This window comes from Streptomyces chilikensis, from assembly GCF_001642695.1.
GTDB classification, from domain to species: domain Bacteria; phylum Actinomycetota; class Actinomycetes; order Streptomycetales; family Streptomycetaceae; genus Streptomyces; species Streptomyces chilikensis.
On the sequence record NZ_LWCC02000005.1, the window covers coordinates 870,747 to 893,045 of the forward strand.

General features: G+C 72.8%; 18 protein-coding genes. 8 read left to right on the forward strand and 10 right to left on the reverse strand.

The annotated features are described in order from the left end of the window. Position 1 precedes the first annotated feature (1 nt). Complete coding sequence (locus A2U95_RS03980; protein ID WP_206282816.1) at positions 2 to 1,222, forward strand: trypsin-like serine peptidase; 1,221 nt, start codon at positions 2 to 4, stop codon at positions 1,220 to 1,222. Positions 1,223 to 1,324: 102 nt separating this feature from the next. Here the strand turns inward: A2U95_RS03980 and hflX are convergent, their stop codons facing one another. The 6 genes from hflX to miaA all read right to left on the reverse strand — a co-directional run bounded on the left by hflX (position 1,325) and on the right by miaA (position 10,129). After that, positions 1,325 to 2,803, reverse strand: coding sequence for a GTPase HflX (gene hflX / locus A2U95_RS03985; protein WP_166020840.1), 1,479 nt, complete (start codon positions 2,801 to 2,803; stop codon positions 1,325 to 1,327). Between the two features lie 496 nt (positions 2,804 to 3,299). Next, positions 3,300 to 4,913 carry a M1 family metallopeptidase gene (locus tag A2U95_RS03990; protein WP_166020841.1) on the reverse strand — a complete coding sequence of 538 codons (1,614 nt, stop codon included), beginning with the start codon at positions 4,911 to 4,913 and terminating at the stop codon, positions 3,300 to 3,302. A gap of 91 nt (positions 4,914 to 5,004) precedes the next feature. Continuing rightward, positions 5,005 to 7,200 (reverse strand): RelA/SpoT family protein, encoded by a 2,196-nt coding sequence (locus A2U95_RS03995; RefSeq protein WP_166020842.1) that lies wholly within the window; start codon positions 7,198 to 7,200, stop codon positions 5,005 to 5,007. Positions 7,201 to 7,449: 249 nt separating this feature from the next. Then, positions 7,450 to 8,346: a diaminopimelate epimerase gene (gene dapF / locus A2U95_RS04000; protein WP_166020843.1), complete on the reverse strand. Its 897-nt coding sequence runs from the start codon at positions 8,344 to 8,346 to the stop codon at positions 7,450 to 7,452. 83 nt (positions 8,347 to 8,429) lie between these two features. Continuing rightward, positions 8,430 to 8,879 carry a hypothetical protein gene (locus A2U95_RS04005; protein WP_240957414.1) on the reverse strand — a complete coding sequence of 150 codons (450 nt, stop codon included), beginning with the start codon at positions 8,877 to 8,879 and terminating at the stop codon, positions 8,430 to 8,432. Between the two features lie 311 nt (positions 8,880 to 9,190). Then, positions 9,191 to 10,129, reverse strand: a complete 939-nt coding sequence (gene miaA, locus A2U95_RS04010) for a tRNA (adenosine(37)-N6)-dimethylallyltransferase MiaA (protein WP_166020844.1) — start codon at positions 10,127 to 10,129, stop codon at positions 9,191 to 9,193. Between the two features lie 143 nt (positions 10,130 to 10,272). Here miaA and A2U95_RS04015 point away from each other — a divergent pair, with 143 nt between their 5' ends. Next, complete coding sequence (locus A2U95_RS04015) at positions 10,273 to 10,608, forward strand: antitoxin (protein ID WP_166020845.1); 336 nt, start codon at positions 10,273 to 10,275, stop codon at positions 10,606 to 10,608. 40 nt (positions 10,609 to 10,648) lie between these two features. Here A2U95_RS04015 and A2U95_RS04020 read toward each other — a convergent pair whose 3' ends face one another. After that, entirely contained in the window at positions 10,649 to 11,365 is a 717-nt protein-coding gene (locus A2U95_RS04020; RefSeq protein ID WP_166020846.1) for a class III extradiol dioxygenase subunit B-like domain-containing protein, read from the reverse strand. 471 nt (positions 11,366 to 11,836) lie between these two features. Next, positions 11,837 to 13,405 carry a tRNA (N6-isopentenyl adenosine(37)-C2)-methylthiotransferase MiaB gene (miaB, locus tag A2U95_RS04025; RefSeq protein WP_166020847.1) on the reverse strand — a complete coding sequence of 523 codons (1,569 nt, stop codon included), beginning with the start codon at positions 13,403 to 13,405 and terminating at the stop codon, positions 11,837 to 11,839. 335 nt (positions 13,406 to 13,740) lie between these two features. Between miaB and A2U95_RS04030 the strand changes: the two genes are divergently transcribed. Beyond that, entirely contained in the window at positions 13,741 to 14,739 is a 999-nt protein-coding gene (locus A2U95_RS04030) for a TAXI family TRAP transporter solute-binding subunit (RefSeq protein WP_166020848.1), read from the forward strand. Here A2U95_RS04030 and A2U95_RS04035 read toward each other — a convergent pair. Further along, on the reverse strand, positions 14,729 to 16,138 hold the full coding sequence (locus tag A2U95_RS04035) for a sensor histidine kinase (protein WP_166020849.1): 1,410 nt from the start codon (positions 16,136 to 16,138) through the stop codon (positions 14,729 to 14,731). The two genes, A2U95_RS04030 and A2U95_RS04035, sit on opposite strands and share 11 nt — an antisense overlap. 7 nt (positions 16,139 to 16,145) lie before the next feature. Continuing rightward, on the reverse strand, positions 16,146 to 16,835 hold the full coding sequence (locus A2U95_RS04040) for a response regulator transcription factor (RefSeq protein WP_166020850.1): 690 nt from the start codon (positions 16,833 to 16,835) through the stop codon (positions 16,146 to 16,148). Between the two features lie 261 nt (positions 16,836 to 17,096). Between A2U95_RS04040 and A2U95_RS04045 the strand changes: the two genes are divergently transcribed. The 5 genes from A2U95_RS04045 (at position 17,097) to A2U95_RS04065 (ending at position 22,275) form a co-directional block, all read left to right on the forward strand. Then, positions 17,097 to 17,873 carry an amino acid ABC transporter ATP-binding protein gene (locus tag A2U95_RS04045; RefSeq protein WP_166020851.1) on the forward strand — a complete coding sequence of 259 codons (777 nt, stop codon included), beginning with the start codon at positions 17,097 to 17,099 and terminating at the stop codon, positions 17,871 to 17,873. Positions 17,874 to 17,975: 102 nt separating this feature from the next. After that, positions 17,976 to 18,821 carry a glutamate ABC transporter substrate-binding protein gene (locus A2U95_RS04050; RefSeq protein WP_166020852.1) on the forward strand — a complete coding sequence of 282 codons (846 nt, stop codon included), beginning with the start codon at positions 17,976 to 17,978 and terminating at the stop codon, positions 18,819 to 18,821. Between the two features lie 100 nt (positions 18,822 to 18,921). Further along, positions 18,922 to 19,590 (forward strand): amino acid ABC transporter permease, encoded by a 669-nt coding sequence (locus A2U95_RS04055; protein ID WP_166020853.1) that lies wholly within the window; start codon positions 18,922 to 18,924, stop codon positions 19,588 to 19,590. Further along, entirely contained in the window at positions 19,587 to 20,474 is an 888-nt protein-coding gene (locus A2U95_RS04060; RefSeq protein ID WP_166020854.1) for an amino acid ABC transporter permease, read from the forward strand. Before A2U95_RS04055 ends, A2U95_RS04060 begins: the two co-directional genes overlap by 4 nt. A gap of 118 nt (positions 20,475 to 20,592) precedes the next feature. Then, positions 20,593 to 22,275, forward strand: coding sequence for an FAD-dependent monooxygenase (locus tag A2U95_RS04065; RefSeq protein ID WP_240957193.1), 1,683 nt, complete (start codon positions 20,593 to 20,595; stop codon positions 22,273 to 22,275). Positions 22,276 to 22,299: the final 24 nt, after the last annotated feature.

A 22,299-nucleotide genomic window follows, 5' to 3' on the forward strand; every position in this document is an offset into this window, starting at 1 on the left:
CATGCGACCCATACGCCCGCCGTTCCCGTCCGGCCGGGAGGACACCGCGGGCCGGACGGCGCGCACGCGGCGCGGCGCCTTCCGCCCCTTCGCCGCCGTGGCCCTGGCCTCGGCCCTCGCCCTCACCGCGGGCGCCTGCGGGCCGGAGGGCACCGAGGCCGCCGACAAGCCGCCCGTGTCCCTCCCGGACGACGGCACGATCAAGATCCCCCAGGAGCTGACCGACAAGCTCAAGGAGCACGGGATCGACCTCGACGAGTGGCGGGGAGGCGCCTGGAAGAACTGGGACAAGGACGACTGGCTGCGTGAGGCCGACCAGTTCATCAACCCGGTCATCGAGGACCTCTGGAACCCCGACCGCATGCGGGGGGCCGAGGAGCCGGACAGCACGGTCGACGAGAACGCCATCGCCGACGACCAGGGCGTGACCGACCCGACGCCGGCGCCGGTGGAGGCCGCCGGGGTCTCCGCCCCGTACAGCGACTCGGCGCCGGCCGCGGGCAAGCTCTTCTTCGACGGGCCGCAGGGCACGATGGTCTGCTCGGCGACGGTCGTGAAGGACCCGGCCAACCCCGGGAAGTCCAACCTGGTGTGGACGGCCGGCCACTGTGTGCACGCCGGCGAGAAGGGCGGCTGGTACCGCAACATCGCCTTCGTGCCCTCCTACAACGACCAGGGCATGAGCGGCCAGGAGCTGGCCGGCGCCGCCCCCGAGCAGATCGCTCCGCACGGCCTGTGGTGGGCCCAGGTCGCGATGACCTCGGACCAGTGGATCGCGCAGGGCGGCCAGACCGGCGGCGACGGCGCTCCGTTCGACTACGCCGTGCTGAAGGTGACCCCGGAGAACGGCGGCGGCAAGTCGCTGGAGGAGACGGTGGGCGCCGCGCTGCCGGTGGAGTTCGACGCCCCGGCGGTGGCGGAGATCGACAGCGTCACCGCGACCGGTTACCCGGCCGCGAAGCCGTTCGACGGCGAGCGGATGTTCCAGTGCGAGGACAGGCCGGGCCGTCTGTCCGTGGTGGCGAGCGACCCGACCATGTACCGGATCGGCTGCACGATGACGGCCGGCTCCTCCGGCGGCGGCTGGGTCGCCGAGGGCTCCGACGGCAAGCCGGCGCTGGTGTCCAACACCTCCATCGGCCCCGTCAGCGCGGGCTGGCTGGCCGGACCGCGTCTCGACTCGCAGGCCGAGAAGCTCTACGAGTCCGTGAGCGCTCAGTAGCCGGCGGACGCGGGCGAAGGCCCGCGCACGACGAGGGCCCGCCTCCCGGTGTCACCGGGAGGCGGGCCCTCGTCGTCGCCCCGGCCCGGAGGGCCGGAAGCGTCAGGCGGCGGCCGGCGTGTACGGAGCGAGGTCCGAGGCCAGCTCCTCGTGCACGCGCACCTTGAGCAGGGTGCCCTCCGCGGTGTGCTCCTCGGAGATCACCTCGCCCTCGGCGTGCGCCCGCGCCACCAGCTTGCCGTGGGTGTACGGGATGAGCGCCTCGACCTCGACGGCCGGGCGGGGCAGCTCCGCGTCGATCAGCGCCAGCAGCTCGTCGATGCCCTGCCCGGTGCGGGCCGACACGGCGATGGAACGCTTCTCGACCCGCATCAGCCGCTGGAGCTCCAGCGGGTCGGCCGCGTCCGCCTTGTTGATCACGACGATCTCCGGCACGCCGGTGGCGCCGACGTCACGGATCACCTCGCGCACCGCGGCCAGCTGCTCCTCCGGGTTCGGGTGCGAGCCGTCCACCACGTGCAGGATCAGGTCGGAGTCGCCGACCTCCTCCATGGTGGAGCGGAACGCCTCGACCAGGTGGTGCGGCAGGTGGCGCACGAAGCCGACGGTGTCGGCCAGCGTGTACACCCGCCCGCTGGGCGTCTCGGCCCGGCGCACGGTCGGGTCCAGGGTCGCGAACAGCGCGTTCTCGACCAGGACGCCGGCGCCGGTGAGGCGGTTGAGCAGGGAGGACTTGCCGGCGTTGGTGTAACCGGCGATGGCGACCGAGGGCACCTTGTTGCGGCGCCGCTCCTGACGCTTCACGTCGCGGCCGGTCTTCATCTCCGCGATCTCCCGGCGCATCTTCGCCATCTTCTCGCGGATCCGGCGCCGGTCCGTCTCGATCTTGGTCTCACCGGGACCACGGGTGGCGAGACCGCCGCCCTTGCCGCCGCCCATCTGACGGGACAGCGACTGACCCCAGCCTCGCAGGCGCGGCAGCATGTACTGCATCTGCGCCAGCGCGACCTGCGCCTTGCCCTCGCGGGACTTGGCGTGCTGGGCGAAGATGTCGAGGATCAGCGCGGTCCGGTCGATGACCTTGACCTTGACGACGTCCTCGAGGTGGATCAGCTGGCCCGGGCTCAGCTCACCGTCGCAGATCACGGTGTCCGCGCCGGACTCGATGACGATGTCCCGCAGCTCGTTGGCCTTGCCGGAACCGATGTAGGTCGCCGCGTCGGGCTTGTCGCGCCGCTGGATCACGCCGTCCAGCACCAGCGCGCCCGCCGTCTCGGCGAGGGCGGCCAGCTCGGCCAGCGAATTCTCGGCGTCCCGCGCCGTGCCCGAGGTCCACACTCCGACGAGTACGACCCGCTCCAGCCGGAGCTGCCGGTACTCGACCTCGGTGACGTCCTCGAGTTCGGTGGACAGGCCCACGACGCGTCGCAGGGCCGCACGCTCGGAACGGTCGAACTGGTCGCCGTCCCGATCGCCGTCGATCTCGTGGCTCCAGGCGACGTCCTCTTCCATCAGGGCATCGGCCCGAAGGGCGTGCGCGAAACGCTCGGAGTCCTGGGAAGTGGATGAAGAGGAGGTCATTGGGTCCTTACGTCGAAGGGGGGAAACGACGGGCCGTGCGGTCCGTCACTGGTCACAACGTCCGGGTGCCCCGGGAGATTCCCGGGCAACCCGCCCGCGCCCCACGATGGTCCCACGGCGCCGCCGCCCCGTCACCGGGTTATGTGCCGCGGCGGCCGGCGGTGCACCCGCGCGGCGGTCACCCGGGTGCCGGGAGGGGCTCCGCCGGGCCCGCGGCCGTCGCCCTCGCGTCCTGCGCGTGCCGCACCGCGGTCTGCGCGTGCCGCACCAGGGCCCTGGCGCTCGGGTCCGCGGCGGCCCCGTCACGGCGGACGCCACCGCGGCGGTGGACCGCCCGCGAGGAGCGGCGGCCGCGCCCGCGGGTGTCACCGCGCGCCCTCGGCCCGCCCGGCCACGGCCCGCCCAGTCATGCTCACGAAGTCATGTCCAAGGGGCCGTGCCCAGGAGTCGTGTCCAAGGAGTCATGTCCACAAGGTCACGACCCCGCGATCACGGCTCATCGGCCATGGTCCATGTGGTCGTGGCCCATGTGGTCGTGGCCCATGTACTCGTGCCACATGTGCGCGTGCCCGTGGCGGCCGGGTTCCGGCGCGGGCACGGCGGTGCGTCCGGCGGCCGGCCCGCCCTCGGCCGCGGGGGCGTTAGACCTCCAGTCGGGGTGCCCCGGCATCGGCGGTGTCCGGGTGCCGTGGAGCCAGGCCCGGAAGAAGCCGCCCAGGTCGCGTCCGGCGATCTCGGAGGCGAGCCCGACGAAGTCGGCGGTGGTGGCGGTGCCGTCCCGGTGCCGGTGCACCCAGGCGCGTTCCACCTGCTCGAAGGCGTGCCGTCCGATCTCCTGTCGCAGCGCGTACAGCACCAGCGCCGCCCCGTCGTAGATCACCGGCCGGAAGATGCCGATCTTCTGCCCCTTCCTGGGGACCTTGGGGGCCGCGGGCGGCCCGCCCGCGGCGCGCCACTTGTCGGAGGAGGCGTACGCCGCCTTCATCCGCTCCTCCAGCGTGCGGTGCCCGGTCTCCTCCGCGTGGAGCGCCTCGTACCAGGTCGCGTGGCCCTCGTTGAGCCAGACGTCCGACCAGGTGGCCGGGGTGACGCTGTCGCCGAACCACTGGTGGGCCAGCTCGTGCACCATGACCGACTCCACCAGCCAGGCGGGGATGGCGGGCTCGGTGAAGAGGAAGCGCTCGAAGAGGGAGAGCGTCTGGGTCTCCAGCTCGAACCCGGTGGCGGTGTCGGCGATGAGGATCCCGTAGGTCTCGAACGGGTAGGGGCCGACCTTGCCCTCCATCCACCCGATCTGCCCCGGTGTCTTCGCCAGCCACGGCTCCAACTTCTTCCGGTCGGCGGCCGGGACGACGTCGCGCAACGGCAGCCCGTGCGGGCCCTTGCGGGTGACCACGGCGGAGCGGCCCACCGAGACCTGGACCAGTTCGGTGGCCATCGGATGCCTGCTGCGGTACGTCCAGGTGCGGGTCCGCGCCGCGCGGGCGGCGCTCCTCCCGTCCTTCTCCGGCAGGCCGTTGGCCACGGCCGTCAGCGCGGTGGGGGCGGTGACGCGGATCGTGTAGAGAGCCTTGTCGGACGGGTGGTCGTTGCAGGGGAAGACCAGGTGGGCGGCGTCGGCCTGGTTGGCCATGGCGAGGCCGTCCTTGGTCACCACCCAGCCGTGGTCCCGTCCCTTCGGCGGGCGGGGGTCGCTGGTGTGCCGGACGACGATCCGGGTGGTGTCGCCCGCCTCCGGCAGGGCGCGCGGGGTGATCACCAGGTCCTCGCCGGCGGTGGTGAACGCGGCCTTGGCGCCGTCCACCGTGACCGAGGAGACCTTGCCGTGCGCGAAGTCGAGGTTGAGCCGTTCCAGGCGGTGGGTGGTCCTGGCCTCGATGGCGGTGACCGCCTCCATGGGGCGGGTGTTGGAGCCCGGGTAGGTGAAGTGCAGGTCGTACGAGAGGACGTCGTACCCGGGGTTGCCCAGCTCGGGGAAGAGGTGGTCGCCGACGCCGAGCGGTGCGGCGGGCGTGGGGTCCGGGGCGGCGGCCGCGACCAGGCAGACGGAGACGGCGGAGGCGAGCAGGGCGCCGCGGACGGCGCGGCGGCGAGGGCGGTGCGAGAGCATCCCCCACGGCTACCAGCACGGGCCGTCGCCCCGGGGGCGACTCACGTCCTTCCCACCCGAACGGGTTGCCGCCGGCTCCGGGCCGGCGGGCTCACTGCGCGGCGGTGGCGGCGCGGCCGACGTCGAAGACGCCCGGCACGTCCCGCATGGCACGCATCAGTGCGGGGAGGTGGGCGGCGTCGGGCAGGTGGAGCGTGTACGTGTGGCGGACGCGCTGGCGGACCGGTGGTTCCACGGTGGCGGACACGATGTCCACGCCTTCGGCGGCGATCGCCTCGGTGAGGTCGGCCAGCAGGTGGGGCCGGCCGAAGGACTCGGCGATCAGGGTGACCCGGCAGCCGGTCGTCTCGCCCCAGTGCACGCCGACCGGTTCCCGCCCGGCTCCCAGCATCCGCACGGCGGTGGCGCAGTCCGTCCGGTGGGCGGCGATCGCGCCGCCGCGCACGGCGAAGCCGACGATCTCGTCCCCCGGCACGGGGGTGCAGCAGCCGGCGAGCCGCACCTGGCTGCCCGGCCTCTCCGCGATCACGCCGGTGCCGCGGAACGACACGTCCGGTTCGACGGAGGGGTCCGGTGCGGGCGGCACGTCGCGGATCGCGTCCTCGGAACGCCCGTCCTCGTCACGCCCGTCGGCGGACGTCCCGCCGGCGGGGGCCTCGGCGGCGCGGGCCGCGAGCCGGCGCTGGATGGCGATGCGCGCGGTGGGCGTCCGGGCGTGGTCGAGCCACTCCCGGGAGGGCTCGGAGGCCGGGTCCTGGCCCATCAGCAGCTGCACCCGGTCGCCGTCGCGCAGCACCGTCCCGAGGGCGGCGAGGCGGCCGTTGACCCGGGCGCCGATACAGGAGTGGGCGTCCTCGCCGTACTGGGCGTAGGCCGCGTCGACGCAGGTGGCGCCCTCGGGCAGGCCCAGGGCGCCGCCGTCGGCGCGGAAGACGGTGATCTCGCGGTCCTGGGCGAGGTCCTGACGGAGCGTGGACCAGAAGATGTCGGTGTCGGGGGCGGCGGCCTGCCAGGCGAGCAGCCGGGAGAGCCAGCCGGGCCGGGTCGGGTCGGCGCGCTCCCCGTCCGGTCGCTCGCGCTCGGCGCCCTCGCCCTGTTCGTCCGAACCGGGCGGCGTCACATGGGGGTTGCCCAGTGCGATCACGCCGGCCTCGGCGACCTTGTGCATCCGGTGCGTACGGATGAGGACTTCGGCGACCTGGCCGTCCTCGCGGGCGACCGCGGTGTGCAGGGACTGGTAGAGGTTGAACTTCGGGACGGCGATGAAGTCCTTGAACTCGGAGACGACCGGCGTGAAGCAGGTGTGGAGTTCGCCGAGCACCCCGTAGCAGTCGGCGTCCTCCTGCACCAGGACCAGCAGCCGTCCGAAGTCCGTGCCCCTCAACTGTCCGCGTTTGCGCGAGACCCGGTGCACGGAGACGGAGTGCCGGGGCCGGATGACGACCTCGGCGGGGATGTCCGCCTCGCGCAGCACCGCGCGCACCGACTCGGCCATCTCGGCCAGCGGGTCGTCCGCGCCGGCGGCGTTGCCGGCGATCAGCTCCTGGGTGCGCCGGTGCTCCTCGGGGTGGAGGACGGCGAAGACCAGGTCCTCCAGTTCGGTTTTGAGCACCTGCACGCCGAGCCGTTCGGCGAGCGGGATCAGCACGTCGTGGGTGACGCGTGCGATGCGCTCCTGTTTCTCGCGCCGCATCACGCCGAGGGTGCGCATGTTGTGCAGCCGGTCGGCGAGTTTGATCGACATCACGCGGACGTCGTTGCCGGTGGCGACCAGCATCTTGCGGAAGGTTTCCGGCTCGGCGGCCGCGCCGTAGTCGACCTTCTCCAGCTTGGTGACGCCGTCGACCAGGTAGGAGACCTCCTCGCCGAACTCGGCGCGCACCTGCTCCAGGGTGACCGCCGTGTCCTCGACCGTGTCGTGCAGCAGCGAGGCGGTCAACGTGGTGGTCTCCGCGCCGAGTTCGGCGAGGATGAGGGTCACCGCGAGGGGGTGGGTGATGTAGGGCTCGCCGCTCTTGCGCATCTGCCCGCGGTGCGAGGACTCGGCCAGCACGTAGGCGTGGCGCAGGGGTTCGAGGTCGGCCTCCGGGAAGTGCGCCCGGTGGGCCTCGGCGACGTGGCTGATCGCGTCGGGCAGCCGGTCGCGGCCCGTCGGGCCGAGCAGGGCGACCCGGCCGAGCCGCCTCAGGTCCAGTCTGGACCGGGAGCGCCGGCGGGGAGCCGGCGGGCTCTGGGGAACGGGCGTCACGGCCCCTGGGGTCGCGGCGTTCGTGGCCTCCGCGCTCATCGGCACCTCCGGCTGCGTCGACCGGCGGACGGGGACCCCGAGAGGCGACACGGCCAGGGGTGCGGTGTCGATCCCCCGTCCGGACCGGTGCTTGATGCTATCGAGCCCATCACGTGCCGTTCACCGCCTCTCGCCGAGCGTGAACGGGATCACCCGTTCGAGGGAAGGGGGCGGGCATCGCGGCGTGGCGCTCCGCCGCGCGCGCGGCGGAGGGTCCCACGACCCCGGCCCGCTCCCTTCCGCCCGGTTTCATGCGTTCCGCACCGCCAGGGTCCTCGCGGCGGTGGCACGCTCCAGCCAGTCGGCGTCGACGGCGCCCTCGGCGACGATCTCCGCCGGGCCGGTCATCTCGATCTCGCCGTCCGGATGCTCGGTGATCACCAGACGACCGCCGGGCAGGTCCACGGTGTACGTGACGGGGGTCCCGGCGACGGCCGGGTCGGCACCGTCCCGGCGGGCCGCGGCGACGGCGACGGCGCAGGCGCCGGTGCCGCAGGAGCGGGTCTCGCCGGAGCCGCGCTCGTGCACCCGCATCGCGACGTGGCGCGGGCCGCGGTCGACCACGAACTCGACGTTGACCCCGTCCGGGTAGACCGAGGCCGGCGCGAACGGCGGCGGGGCGTAGAGGTTCCCGGCGTGCGCGAGGTCCTCCACGAAGGCGACGGCGTGCGGGTTGCCCATGTTGACGTTGCGCGCGGGCCAGCTGCGGCCGTCGACGGACACCGTCACCTGGTCGTCGGACAGCACCGCGCGGCCCATGCGGACGGTGACGTCGCCGTCCTTGGCCAGGTGGACGGTCTTGACGCCGCCCCGGGTGGCCACGGCGACCTCGCCGGCGGTGACGTGGCCCGCGTGCTGGAGGTACCGGGCGAAGACGCGGACGCCGTTGCCGCACATCTCCGCGATCGAGCCGTCGCCGTTGCGGTAGTCCATGAACCACTCGGCCTCGCCCGCCGTCTCCCGGGCCTCCGGGTGGGCGGCCGACCGCACCACGTGCAGCAGCCCGTCCCCGCCGATCCCCGCCCGGCGGTCGCACAGCGCGGCGACGGCGGCGGGGGACAGGTCCACGGCGTTGTCGGGGTCGGGCACGATCACGAAGTCGTTCTCGGTGCCGTGGCCCTTGAGGAAGGCGATCCGCGTGCTCATCCTTCGATCGTACGGCCTGAGGAGGTCCGGTGACGTGCGGGGACCGGGACCGGCGGGGGCGCCCGGCGGGCCGGCGTCCATGGTCACCGCAGGCGCGCGACGCGCCATACCGCGAGCACGACGACGGCGATCACCACCACCGCGTAGGCCAGCGCGACCCGCCAGTCGGCCCGTCGGCCGCTGCCCCGCGGGGGCAGGCCGGGCCAGTTCTGCCCGACCTTGCGGGCGGCCACCAGCCCCCAGCCGGCGGCGCAGGAGCAGATCAGGACGCCCAGCATGGCGATCACGGCGCCGCTGTCGCCGAAGTCGAAGGCGAGCGGGAAGGCGAACATCAGCGAGCCGGCGGCGGCGAGTCCCACCACGGGCGCGAGGTGCCAGGCGCTGAGCCTCCGCCGGGGGCGGATCTCGACCTCGACCTCGGGGCCGGGGAACATCTCGTCGGGCGGCGGACCGTCGTCGCTCACACCGTCCTCGCCGACCTCGTCGTCGGCGTCGACGTCGATGTCGGGGTCGACGTCGGGGTCGGTGTCCACGGGGGTGTCCACGGCGTCCGCGAGCTCCAGGGCGGGGGCGTGCGGTTCCGGCCCGGACTCCGCGCCGGGGAACCCGTCGTCCCCGGTGCGTGCCGAGGGCACGAGGGGCAGGTCGGCACCGGGCACCGGAGCGGCCTCGTCACGCTCGTCGTCGCCCTCGGTGACATGCCTCCCGTGTGCGGTGTCGCGAGGGCCGGCCTCCATCGCCACGCGCCCTCCTGACTGGGACTCCACTGGTCGATCGGATCACGATGATGGCACGGCGCCCGGGGCCGGAATGACGACCGGAGCGACCCGATGCCATGACGTGATCAGGCTGTGACCGGCCGTTCGAGGAGGGCCAGCGCACGCCCGGGCAGCTCGGCGGCGTCGTCCGCGGCCCCACTGAGCCAATGCACCCGCGGGTCCCTCCTGAACCACGAATCCTGGCGGCGCGCGAAGCGCTTGGTCGCGCGGACCGTCTCGGCGCGCGCCTCGTCCTCGGTGCACTCCCCCGCCAGCGCCGCCAGAACCTGCTGGTAGCCCAGCGCACGCGAGGCCGTGCGCCCCTCGCGCAACCCCTGTGCCTCCAGTGCCTTCACCTCATCGACCAGCCCGGCCTCCCACATCCGGTCGACCCGTCGGGCGATCCGCTCGTCCAGCTCCGGCCGGGCGACGTCGACGCCGATCTGCACGGTGTCGTACACCGATTCGTGGCCGGGGAGGTTGGCGGTGAACGGCTTGCCGGTGATCTGGACGACCTCCAGGGCCCGGACGATCCGGCGGCCGTTCGACGGCAGGATCGCGGCCGCCGCCTCGGGGTCCGCCGCGGCCAGCCGGGCGTGCAGGGGGCCGGGACCGTGCAGCTCCAGCTCCTCCTCGAGCCGGGCCCGTACCTCGGGGTCGGTGCCGGGGAACTCCATCCGGTCGACCGCGCCCCGCACGTAGAGGCCGGAGCCGCCCACCAGGACCGGCCACCGGCCCGCGGCGAGCAGCGCGTCGATCCGGGCGCGGGCCAGCTTCTGGTACTCGGCGACGCTGGCGGCGACGGTGACGTCCCAGATGTCGAGCAGGTGGTGCGGGATGCCGCCGCGCTCCTCGGGGGTCAGCTTGGCGGTGCCGATGTCCATGCCCCGGTAGAGCTGCATGGAGTCGGCGTTGATCACCTCGCCGCCGAGCCGCTGGGCGAGGAAGACGCCCAGGTCGGACTTGCCGGCGGCGGTGGGGCCGACTACGGCGATGACGCGCGGGGTGGGACGAGTACTGCTCACGGCCCCAGTCTCCCAAATCCCGGGAGCGGTCCCGACCGCGGTGCGTGGACGCCCCGGTCGGACGCGCGCATCCGGCCGGTTCCGGTGCGCATACATACGGTGTGAAACGGACAGGTGTGTATCGACACCACGGAAGGCGGACCATGAGCGGTTTCCTCGACAACCTGAAGAACAAGCTCGGTCCCGCGAAGGAGAAGGTCACCGACCTCGCCTCGCGGAACCAGGACAAGATCCAGCAGGGCATCGACAAGGCCGCGCGGATGGCCGACGAGCGCACCAAGGGCAAGTACTCGGAGAAGATCGACCGCGGCACCGGCAAGGCCAAGGACGCGGCCGCGCGGCTGGCCCAGCAGGAGGGCGGCGGCCCGCACGGCCGCGGCGCCGGCATGGCCGGCGACGAGGGTCCCGGCCCGGTGCGCCGCCCGGACAGCGGTGACGGCGGCACCACGCCGCCGTCCTCCCCGCCGCCGGGGTACTGACCGCCACCGGCGCGGGGCCGGCCGGGGACGGTGCCGCCGGTCAGGTCCAGGAGGCCACGAAGTAGCCCACGCCGTAGGGGGCGTCGTCGTAGAGCAGGCGGCAGTCGAGGTCGTCGTCGTGCGCCGCGGAGAGGATCTGCCACGGGGAGCGGCCCGAGATCATCAGGTCGCGGGCGAGCGCCTCGTCGAGGCCGGTGAGGAGGAACCCGTCGCGGTCACCGGTCGCCAGGGCCTTCGCGATGCCGGCGTCCACGGCGGCGGCCCGCTCGTCCAGGTAACCGGGGGCCTTCACGTCCCGGCGGGCACTGCCGTCGCCCATCACCAGGAGTCCGACGCGCTCGCTCGACCGGGCGAGGTTGACCCCGTCCTCGCCGTTGGCCGGCGTGGACCGCCCGTGCGGGGACACCTCGTAGCCGCGGACGGGTCCCGCCCAGTTCGAGCGGGCCAGGAGCCAGGCGCCGACGGTGAGGGCCGACGGCAGCGCCGCGGACCCTTCCTCGCCCTCGCCCTCGCCCTCGCCCAGCGTGACGTCCGTGGGCACGCCGTAGCCGCGGAGCGAGCCGGTGGCGCCGGCCTCGTGCAGCATGTCGCGCTCGCCCGCGCCGACGACCACGACCAGGTCGGGCTTCGCCTCGACGAGGGCGCGCACCGCCTCGTCGCAGGCGGCACGGAGCGCGTCCAGTTCGGGCGCGGCCCCCTGGGCGACCTCGGGCACGAGCAGCGGGGGGCAGGGGCAGACGGCGGCGGCGACAAGCATGATCGCAGCGTAACCGCTCCCGCGCGGGCTCTCCCCTGCCGGCGACGCCTCGGCCCCCACCCGGCCCCGCTCCCCCGCCTGCGGGCAACCGTGCCGCCGGGCGACCGGCCCAGCCGGCCCGTTCCGTCTGCGGGCAGTCGTGCCGCCGAGGGCGGCATGGGTGGGCGCGGGCCTCACGTGCGCACGCGACGGTCCGCTCCGCGGAACCTGAGCCCTCCTGGGAAGGGGGCGGGTCGGGGGTCGAACAGTGCTGTCCGCTCAGGCCGGCTTCCGCTCGCCGTGGTGGCGCCGCCCTGTGCCCGCAGCACGGGCGGGCACGGTGACCGTCGTGAGGGGGGTGTCAAGGCTGGTGTGGGGGCCGGGCAGGTGGCCGCGGGGTGTGCGGCCACCCGGCAGAGGCGGCGGGACTGTCCCCCGCCCCCGCCGAGGGGACGGGGACACGCGCGGAAGGCTCGTGCCGGACCGGCGGGGTCAGTCGCAGCCGCAGCCACCCGCCGGCGCGGGAGTCGGCGCGGGCACCCCGACCTTGGGGAGACCGAGCAGCACCCCCATCGGCCTGACCGCCTCCGCCGCGTTCCGCTTCTCCCACGCGTCACCCGCCCGCGTGCGGCGGACCGCCAGGACCGGGCCCTCCGCCAGCAGGTGGTGCGGCGCGGCGTACGTGATCTCGACGGTCACCACGTCACCCGGCCGCACCTCCTCGTCCGGCTTGGTGAAGTGGACGAGCCGGTTGTCGGGCGCGCGCCCGGACAGCCGCCGGGTGGCGCCGTCCTTGCGGCCCTCGCCCTCCGCGACCATGAGCTCCAGCGTCCGGCCGACCTGCTTCTTGTTCTCGTCCCAGGAGATCTCCTCCTGGAGGGCGACCAGCCGCTCGTAGCGCGCCTGGACGACCTCCTTGGGGATCTGGTTCTCCATGGTGGCCGCCGGGGTGCCGGGACGCTTGGAGTACTGGAAGGTGAAGGCCTGGGCGAACCGCGCCTCGCGGACCACGTGCAGCGTCTGCTCGAAGTCCTCCTCGGTCTCGCCGGGGAAGCCCACGATGATGTCGGTGGTGATCGCCGCGTGCGGGATGGCGGCCCGCACCTTCTCGATGATCCCCAGGTACCGGTCCTGCCGGTAGGACCGCCGCATCGCCTTGAGCACGGTGTCCGAGCCGGACTGCAGCGGCATGTGCAGCTGCGGCATCACGTTCGGCGTCTCGGCCATCGCGGCGATCACGTCGTCGGTGAAGTCGCGCGGGTGCGGCGAGGTGAAGCGGACCCGCTCCAGGCCCTCGATCTTCCCGCAGGCGCGCAGCAGCTTGCTGAACGCCTCGCGGTCGCCGATGTCGGAGCCGTAGGCGTTGACGTTCTGGCCGAGCAGGGTGATCTCGGAGACGCCCTCGGCCACCAGGGCCTCCACCTCGGCGAGGATGTCGCCGGGGCGGCGGTCCTTCTCCTTGCCGCGCAGTGCGGGCACGATGCAGAAGGTGCAGGTGTTGTTGCAGCCGACGGAGATCGACACCCAGGCCGCGTAGGCGCTCTCGCGGCGGGTCGGCAGGGTGGAGGGGAAGGCCTCCAGCGACTCGGCGATCTCGACCTGCGCCTCCTCCTGGACGCGGGCGCGCTCCAGCAGCACCGGCAGCTTGCCGATGTTGTGGGTGCCGAAGACGACGTCCACCCAGGGCGCCCGCTTCACGATGGTGTCGCGGTCCTTCTGGGCCAGGCAGCCGCCGACGGCGATCTGCATGCCGGGGCGCGATGCCTTCTTGGGGGCGAGCCGGCCGAGGTTGCCGTAGAGGCGGTTGTCGGCGTTCTCCCGGACCGCGCAGGTGTTGAAGACGACGACGTCCGCGTCACCGTCCGACCCCTCGGGAGCGCGGACGTAACCGGCGTCCTCCAGCAGCCCGGAGAGCCGCTCGGAGTCGTGGACGTTCATCTGGCACCCGTAGGTGCGTACCTCGTAGGTCTTCAGGCCCACCGCTGTTTCGTCGACGGCTGTTTCGTCGACGGCCACGTCCACTGCCCCGCCCACCGCGTCGCTCCGGTCCATGCTGCTCATGGGACACAAGGGTAAGGGGGCGCCGGACCCGTCCCGCACGCGTCCCGGGGGCCGCCCCGGTCCGGAGGCGGGCGCGCATCGACCGGCAGACGCCGTGCGCACCGTCGAGCGGGGGCCCGGCGCCGCCGGCCCTGGGCACGCCCTCGGCCGGGAGGGCGGGGACGGCGGGCTCCCGGTCGTCGGACACGGTGCCGGAGCCGGCCACCGCCCGGAGCCGTCAGCGGACCGGACGTCCTCTCCGGCCCGCGGGCGGTGACCGGTCGCACAGGGCGGCGGGGCCGCGGGCGTGATCTCCGGCCTACCGGTGACGGGCTCCCGCTGGCAGGATCGCAGGCATGTTCCCGGCTGTGACCCGTATCGGCAGGCGAAGAGTCCTGACCGGCTCGTTCGTCGTCCTGGTCGTGCTGGCCGTGTTGCTGTGGTGGCTGCTGCCCCTGGGCAGGACCCCGCCGAGCGGGCGGATGGTCTTCGGCACCGGCACCCAGGCGGGCGTGTACCACGTCTACGGCCAGGAGTTGCGGAAGGACTTGGCCGTGGACACGCCGGACCTGTCGGTGCGGCTGAAGGAGTCCTCCGGGTCCCGGCAGAACGTGGCCATGGTGGCCGTCGGCACCGCCCAGTTCGCCATCGCCGCCGCCGACGCCGTGGAGGAGTACAAGTACTCCGAGAGTTCCCGGGCGGACGAGCTGCGCGGCGTGGCCCGCCTGTACGACGACTACCTCCACGTGCTCGTTCCCGCCGGCTCCGACGTCCGGCGGGTCAGCGACCTCAAGGGGCTCCGGGTGGGCATCGGCCCGAACGACTCCGGTGTGCAGCTGATAGCGGAGCGGGTCCTGGCGGCGGCGGGTCTCGACCCGCGGGACGACGTGGTCCGGCACCTCGACGGCATCGACACCGGGCCGGACAAACTGCGGCGCGGCGAGATCGACGCCTTGTTCTGGTCGGGCGGCATCCCCACCAGGGGCCTGGAGGACCTGGCCGAGAGGTTCGACTACCGCTTCGTGCCGGTCGACAGCGATCTGGTGGCCCGCCTGCACCAGCAGGGCGAGAGGTACGGCCACTACCGGTCCACCACCATGCCCGAGTCCGCGTACCCGCGGGCGATGCGCGGGGAGCCCGTGGAGACCCTGGCCGTCTCCAACCTGCTGATCACCCGCGCGGACGTGGACGCGGAGCTCACCGAGTGGCTCACCCGTACGGTGATCCGCAGCCGGGACGAGATAGGCGAGAAGGTGCACTCGGCCCAGCTGGTCGACGTGCGCACCGCGATCGACACCTACCCGGTGCCGCTGCACAGGGGCGCCCGGGAGTACTACCGCTCGGTCAAGCCGTAGGCGCCGAGCGGGGCACGGTCACGGTCACCGTCAGCCCGTGCGGTTCGTGGTGGGCGAAGTCCAGCGTGCCGGCCGCCGCGGCGAGCAGCGCCCTGGAGATGGACAGGCCCAGGCCGGACCCGTCGACGTTCTGGTGGCGGCCGCTGCGCCAGAACCGGTCGCCGACGCGGTCCAGCTCCTCGTCGGTGAGGCCCGGCCCCTCGTCGGTGACGGTCACCGTGGCGGCCTGCCCGTTGGCGGCCACCGTCACCCGCACCTCGCCGCCCCCGGGCGTGAACTTGACCGCGTTGTCGATGACCGCGTCCAGGGCGCTGGAGAGGGTGACCGGGTCGGCCCAGGCGGTGGTGGCGGGGCACTCGCCGGTGAGCCGGACGCCCCCGGCCTCCGCGGCGGGGGCCCAGGAGGCGACCCGTTCCGCGGTGAGCGCGCCGATGTCCGTGAGCTCCAGTTCCGGCTCGGCGTGCTCGGCGAGCGCCAGGTCCAGCAGGTCGTCGAGGACCTGGGCGAGCCGTTTGCCCTCGGTGCGCACCGAGGCGATCTCCTCGTTGTCCTCGGGGAGTTCCAGCGCCAGCAGTTCGATCCGCAGCAGCAGCGCGGAGAGCGGGTTGCGCAGCTGGTGGGAGGCGTCGGCCACGAAGGCGCGCTGCTGCTCCAGCACGTCCTCGACGTGGTCCGCCATCTCGTTGAACGAGCGGGCCAGCCGCTGGAGCTCCGGCGGTCCGCCGGCCGCGGCGACCCGGGACTTGAGGCGGCCGGTGGCGATGTCGTGGGTGGTGGCGTCCAGCACCCGGACCGGCCGCAGCACCCAGTGGGTGAGCCGCAGGGCGGCGCCCACCGCGACCAGCATGGCGGCCAGTTCGCCGACGGCGATCAGCAGCCAGCTCTGGACCGTGCGCCAGCGCATCCCGTCGGTGGGCGAGTCGGTGACCACGACGGCCACCACGTCACCGTCCCGGATCACCGGGGAGGCGACCACCAGCCGCCGGTCCTGCCAGGGCCAGACCTGCTCCGGGTCGTGGCTGGGGCGGCTGAGCAGCGCCTCCTTGAACGCGGCGCGCACCTCGCCGTCCTCGGGCAGTTCCCAGTCGCCGGGCGAGGAGGTCACCAGCTCGTCGTTGCGCAGGAAGACGCCCGCCCGGATGCCGAAGACCTCGTGGTAGCTGTCCAGCTCGCGGGCGAGGTTGTCGTCGCGCTCGCCCACCGCCCCGTCGGGGACGTCGCCCGGCGCGAGGTTGCGGACGAACTGGGCGAGGGCGGCGAAACGCGCGGTGTCGTCGATCCGGTCCACCACCACCCGCTGCTGCTCGGCGGCGGCCACGCTCAGCGCCAGGGGGACGCCCAGGGCGAGCAGCATGGCCGCCATCAGGACGATGAGCAGCGGAAGAAGCCTGTTGCGCACCCGTCCCCTAGGCGGCCGGGGCGACGAGCCGGTACCCGACGCCGCGAACGGTCTCTATCAGCGTCGGCCGGCGCAGCTTGGAACGCAGCGAGGCGACGTGCACCTCGAGGGTACGCCCGGTCCCCTCCCAGCTGGTGCGCCAGACCTCGCTGATGATCTGCTCGCGCCGGAAGACCACGCCCGGACGCTGCGCGAGCAGGGCGAGCAGGTCGAACTCCTTGCGGGTGAGGGCGACGGCGGCACCGTCGACGGTGACCTGCCGGGTGGACAGCTCGATCGTGACCGTGCCCAGGTCGAGCACGGTGCTCTCGGCCCCGGGGACGCTCTCCTCGGAGGCGCGGCGCCGGCTGACCGCGTGGATGCGGGCGAGGAGTTCCCCGGTGTCGTAGGGCTTGACCACGTAGTCGTCGGCCCCCAGGTTGAGGCCGTGGATGCGGGAACGGACGTCGGCCCGGGCGGTGACCATGATCACCGGGGTGGTGGTGCGCTTGCGGATCCGGCCGCAGACCTCGAACCCGTCCTGGTCGGGCAGGCCCAGGTCGAGCAGGACGACGGCGAAGGCGGGGCCGCCGGGCACCAGCGCGCGCAGCGCCTCCTCGCCGTTGCGGGCGTGGGTGACGCTGAAGCCGTGCCGGGCCAGGATCGCGGTCAGGGCCGCCGCCACGTGGTTGTCGTCCTCGACGAGCAGCAGTCTCATGTCGTTCGGCCCTCCCTTCGGCCGTCCCGTCCGGGCGCGCTCCCCGCCCGGACCTCTTATCGAGGTACCACCCCGTGAACAGGTTGAGGAGCGCCGTGAGGGGATTCGTTACCCACCCGGTACGGAGCAGGACGCCCCAACTACGGCTTGTGTCCGATTGCTATCCGATCGTGATGCTCAATTTCCGCTCAGAAGTAATGCGCTGGTAGGACCTGGTTATTAAGGTCCACCGGAAACCGAGGAGGACGGAGCCAGCAAACGATGACCGATGTAACGGTGGCCAAGGAAGATGCGGCCCCGGTCGGCGATCTCGTGGTCCTGAAGGACGTCAACAAGCACTTCGGCGCTCTGCACGTGCTCCAGGACATCGACCTGACCATCGCCCGCGGTGAGGTTGTCGTGGTCATCGGACCCTCCGGGTCCGGCAAGTCCACTCTGTGCCGCACCATCAACCGACTGGAGACCATCGACTCCGGTTCGATCACGATCGACGGCAAGCCGCTGCCCGACGAGGGCAAGGAGCTGGCCCGGCTGCGCGCCGACGTCGGCATGGTCTTCCAGTCGTTCAACCTGTTCGCCCACAAGACGATCCTCGAGAACGTCACCCTGGGCCAGGTCAAGGTCCGCAAGGCGGACAAGAAGGTGGCCGAGGAGAAGGCGCGGGCCCTGCTCGACCGGGTCGGCGTCGGCGCACAGGCGGACAAGTACCCGGCCCAGCTCTCCGGCGGCCAGCAGCAGCGCGTCGCCATCGCGCGGGCGCTCGCCATGGAGCCGAAGGTGATGCTCTTCGACGAGCCCACCTCGGCCCTGGACCCGGAGATGATCAACGAGGTCCTGGAGGTCATGCAGCAGCTCGCCCGCGACGGCATGACCATGATCGTCGTCACCCATGAGATGGGCTTCGCCCGGTCGGCCGCGAACCGGGTCGTCTTCATGGCGGACGGGCGGATCGTCGAAGAGGCCGCTCCGGAGCAGTTCTTCAGCAACCCCCGGAGCGACCGCGCCAAGGACTTCCTGTCCAAGATCCTGCACCACTGAGACACCCGCCGGGGAACCCTTCGAGGCGCCCGCGCCACCTCCCGTCTCCGGACCCCGTCCGGGGGCGGGTCGTATCTCCTCATCACGCAAAGGATGTTCACCATGAAGCTTCGCAAGGTCACCGCCGCCTCCGCGGCCGTCATCGCCCTGGCCCTGACCGCCACCGCCTGTGGTGAGGGCGCCGCCGAGAAGGACGCCAAGGGCGGTTCCGAGGGCGGCAAGGGCAAGATCACCGTCGGCATCAAGTTCGACCAGCCGGGCCTCGGCCAGAAGACGCCGCAGGGTTACGCCGGCTTCGACGTCGACGTGGCGAAGTACGTCGCCAAGGAGCTCGGCTACTCCGAGGACCAGATCGAGTTCAAGGAGTCGAAGAGCCAGGACCGCGAGAACATGCTCTCGCGCGGTGACGTGGACTTCATCGCCGCCACGTACTCGATCAACGACGAGCGTGAGAAGAAGGTCGACTTCGCGGGCCCGTACCTCCTCGCCCACCAGGACCTGCTGGTCCGTGCCGACGACGACTCCATCAAGTCGGCCGAGGACCTCAACAGCAAGAAGCTCTGCTCGGTGACCGGTTCCACCTCCGCGCAGAACGTCAAGCAGAAGCTGGCCCCCAAGGCCCAGCTGCAGGAGTACCCGACCTACTCCGCCTGCCTGACCGGTCTGCAGAACGGCGCCGTCGACGCGCTGACCACGGACGACTCGATCCTCGCCGGCTACGCCGCCCAGGACTCCCACAAGGGCAAGTTCAAGCTCGCCGGCCTGGAGCTGTCGAACGAGAACTACGGCATCGGCGTCAAGGAGGGCAGCGACCTCAAGGCGAAGATCAACGCCGCCCTCGAGAAGATGGTCTCCGACGGCTCGTGGGAGAAGGCGGTCGAGGCCAACTTCGGCCCCGCGAACTACGAGAACGAGCCCGCGCCGAAGATCGGCGACATCAAGAAGTAACGTCCAGCGGCTTCACCACGGCGGCACCGTCCTCCCGGCTCCGGCCGGGGGGACGGGCCGCTTGCCCTGAGCCAACCGACACGCGGAAGCGCGGGAGATCGTGTTCGACTTTCTTGAAGGTTACGACCTGCTGGGGGCCTTCTGGGCGACGGTGCAACTCACCGTCTACTCAGCGATCGGCTCCCTGATATGGGGAACTCTGCTGGCCGGCATGCGGGTGGGCCCGGTGCCGCTGATGCGCACCTTCGGCACCGCGTACGTGAACTTCGTACGCAACATCCCGCTCACCGTGATCATCCTGTTCAGCTCGCTGGGCCTGAACCAGACGCTGGGGGTGAAGCTCGGGGGCGGTGAAGACTTCGACACCATCAACTTCCGGCTGGCTGTGCTGGGCCTGATCGTCTACACCTCGGCATTCGTCTGCGAGGCGCTGCGTTCCGGCATCAACACCGTGCCACTCGGTCAGGCGGAGGCCGCGCGCGCCCTCGGTCTGAACTTCGGCCAGGTGCTGCAGCTCATCGTGCTGCCGCAGGCGTTCCGGGCGGCGGTGAACCCGCTGGCCAACGTGCTGATCGCGCTGACCAAGAACACCACGGTGGCAGCTGTCATCGGCGTGGCCGAAGCCTCGCTGCTGATGAACGAAATGATCGAGAACGAGGCGCAGTTGGTGCTGATTGGCGCGGTCTTCGCGTTCGGCTTCGTGTGCCTGACCCTGCCCACCGGCGTGCTGATGGGCCTGCTGGGCAAGAAGGTGGCGGTGAAGCGATGAGCGCGTCGGTCCTCTATGAGGCCCAGGGCCCCCGTGCCAAGGCCCGCAACGTCATCTACACGGCCGTCTTCCTGGTCGCCGTGGCCGTGCTGCTGTGGTGGGTCTACACCTCGCTCGACGAGAAGGGCCAGCTCGACTGGGCCCTCTGGTCGCCGTTCTTCGGCAGCGAGGCCTGGACGACCTACTTCCTGCCGGGCCTGAAGAACACCTTGCTCGCCGCGGCCCTGTCCCTGGTGATAGCCCTGCCGCTGGGCGCGGTCCTCGGTATCGCCCGGCTCTCGGACCACGCATGGGTCCGGGTGCCGGCCACGGTGGTCGTGGAGTTCTTCCGCGCGATCCCGGTACTGATCCTGATGCTCTTCTGCCGGGAGGTCTACGTCGCGTACACCGGCGTCAGCAGCGACTCCCGGCCGCTGTACGCGGTGGTCACCGGTCTGGTGCTCTACAACGCCTCGGTGCTCGCCGAGGTCGTCCGGGCCGGCATCCTCTCCCTGCCCAAGGGGCAGTCCGAGGCCGCCATGGCGATCGGTCTGCGCAAGAACCAGATGATGCGGATGGTGCTCCTGCCCCAGGCGGTCACCGCGATGCTGCCGGCCATCGTCAGCCAGATCGTGGTCATCGTGAAGGACACCGCGCTCGGCGGCTACATGCTGGCCTTCCCCGAGATGCTGTCCAACGCCACCACGGCGAGCTCTTACTACGGCGCCAACATCATCGCCTGCCTCACGGTCGCGGCAATCATCTTCATCGTGGTCAACTTCGCGCTCACCTCGTTCGCGAGCTGGCTGGAGAAGCGTCTGCGGAGGGCCAAGAAGTCCACCGGCGCGACCCTCGCACCTGACGGAGGCGTCGACCAGTCGGGCTTCGGCGGCGCGACGAACTGACACCACGTCAGTTCCGTGACGTCCCAGGTGACACGGGAATCATCCGACGAAGGCAGTGGCGGCCCCGCCACTGCCTTCGTCGCTTGACGCGGACACCTGCAATGGGTTGCATAACCATGTGATCGCGCACCCGGCTCCACCTCCCTCCGCCCCTGTGCTCGTCGTGGGCGCGGGTCCGGTGGGGCTCACCCTCGCGCTCGCGCTGGCGCGCCTGGAGGTCCCGACGGTGGTCCTCGACGAGGGGCAGGGCGGCGACGAGCGACGCCCGGCCCGCACGGTCGTGCTCCATCCGGACACCGCGGCGCTGATCACCCGGATCACCGGCGGCGGTCTCGACCGGCTGGGGCTGCGCTGGAGCGGCTGGTTCGCGATGCGCGGCCGCCGGACGGCGTTCTCGACCGACTTCGGGGCGTCCGGTCCCGGCGCGACGGAGTTCGGTCACGACGCCCCGCTGCACCTTCCGCAGCACGCGCTGACCGGCGCCCTGCGCGCGGCGGCCGAGCGGGAACGGCTGATCACCCTGGCCCCGGGGAGCCGGCTGGACTCGCTGGAGCAGGACGGCTCACAGGTGCGCGCCCGGGCCCGCGGCACCTGGTGGCGCGGCAGCCACCTGGTCGGCTGCGACGGCGCCCGGTCCACGGTCCGCAAGCTGCTGGACATCCGCTTCCCCGGCCGCACCGCCGTGGAACGGCACGCGGTGGCCACCCTGCGCGCCGCCCTGCCCTGGCCCGGGCGGGGCGTGCTGCACCGCTCCCCGCCCTGGCGCGTCTCGACCCCGTTCGCGGGCGAGGTGGTGGCGCGCCCGCTGCCGGACGGGGTGTGGCGGCTGGACTGGCTGATGCCGCCGCCCCGCGATCCGGCGGCCGACCTGGTCACGCCGGAAGTCCTGGTGGCGCTCGTCCGGGAAACCCTGGCCGGCTGGGAGGACGTCGACCTGCCGTCGCCCTACGAACTCCTCGACACCGGGGTCCACACGGTCCACCACCGGCTGGCCCGCCGGTGGCGGCGAGGCCGGGCCTTCCTGGCCGGGGACGCCGCCCACCTGCTGGGTTCGCTGGGCGGCCAAGGGCTCGAGGAGGGCCTGCGGGACGCCGAGAACCTCGCCTGGAAGCTGGCCTTCGTCCGGCACGGCACGGCGCCCGAGTCGCTGCTGGACACGTACCAGGCGGAACGGCGGGCGGTGGTCGCCGCCCGGCTGCGCGCCGCCGACCAGGCGCTGCCGATACTGCGCGGCGGTGGTCTGCGGAGCTACGTGCCGGGCACGGCCCGCGCCCAGGACGCGCTGCTGGTCGACGGCCACCTGGGGCGGGGCGCGCTCGGCGGTCCGGGCGGGTACGGCGCCTCGCCCCTGCTGCCCTCGCCGACGGACGCCGACGCGACGGTGGACACCGCCCCGGGCGGGCTGGTGGAGGACGTGCGGGTCACCGCGGAGGACGGCTCCTCCACCGGGCTGTGGGAGCGGCTGGGACGGTCCACGCTGTCCGTCGTGCTGGTCGCGCCGGGCACCGGGGTGTGGGAGCGGCGGCACTGGGCGGGGGCCGGGATCATGCCGGCCCTGGCGGAGGCGGTGCGGACCCTGCCGGTACCGGCGGAGCTGCTGGTCGGCGAGGCGTATCCGGGCGCCCCGGCGCACACCGTCCTGCTGGTCCGGCCGGACGGCCGTCTCGTCACCGCCCTCGCCGGGGTCCGCCCGGAGCAGTTGCGCGCGGCGGCCGAGGCGGCGACGGGCGCGGGCCTCGCCGTGCCCGCCCCGTCCGAGCCGCAGCGCGACGCGGCGGAGCGCGCGGGGGCGCGTTCCTGACCGGTGCCGGCCTCGTGCGGCCGG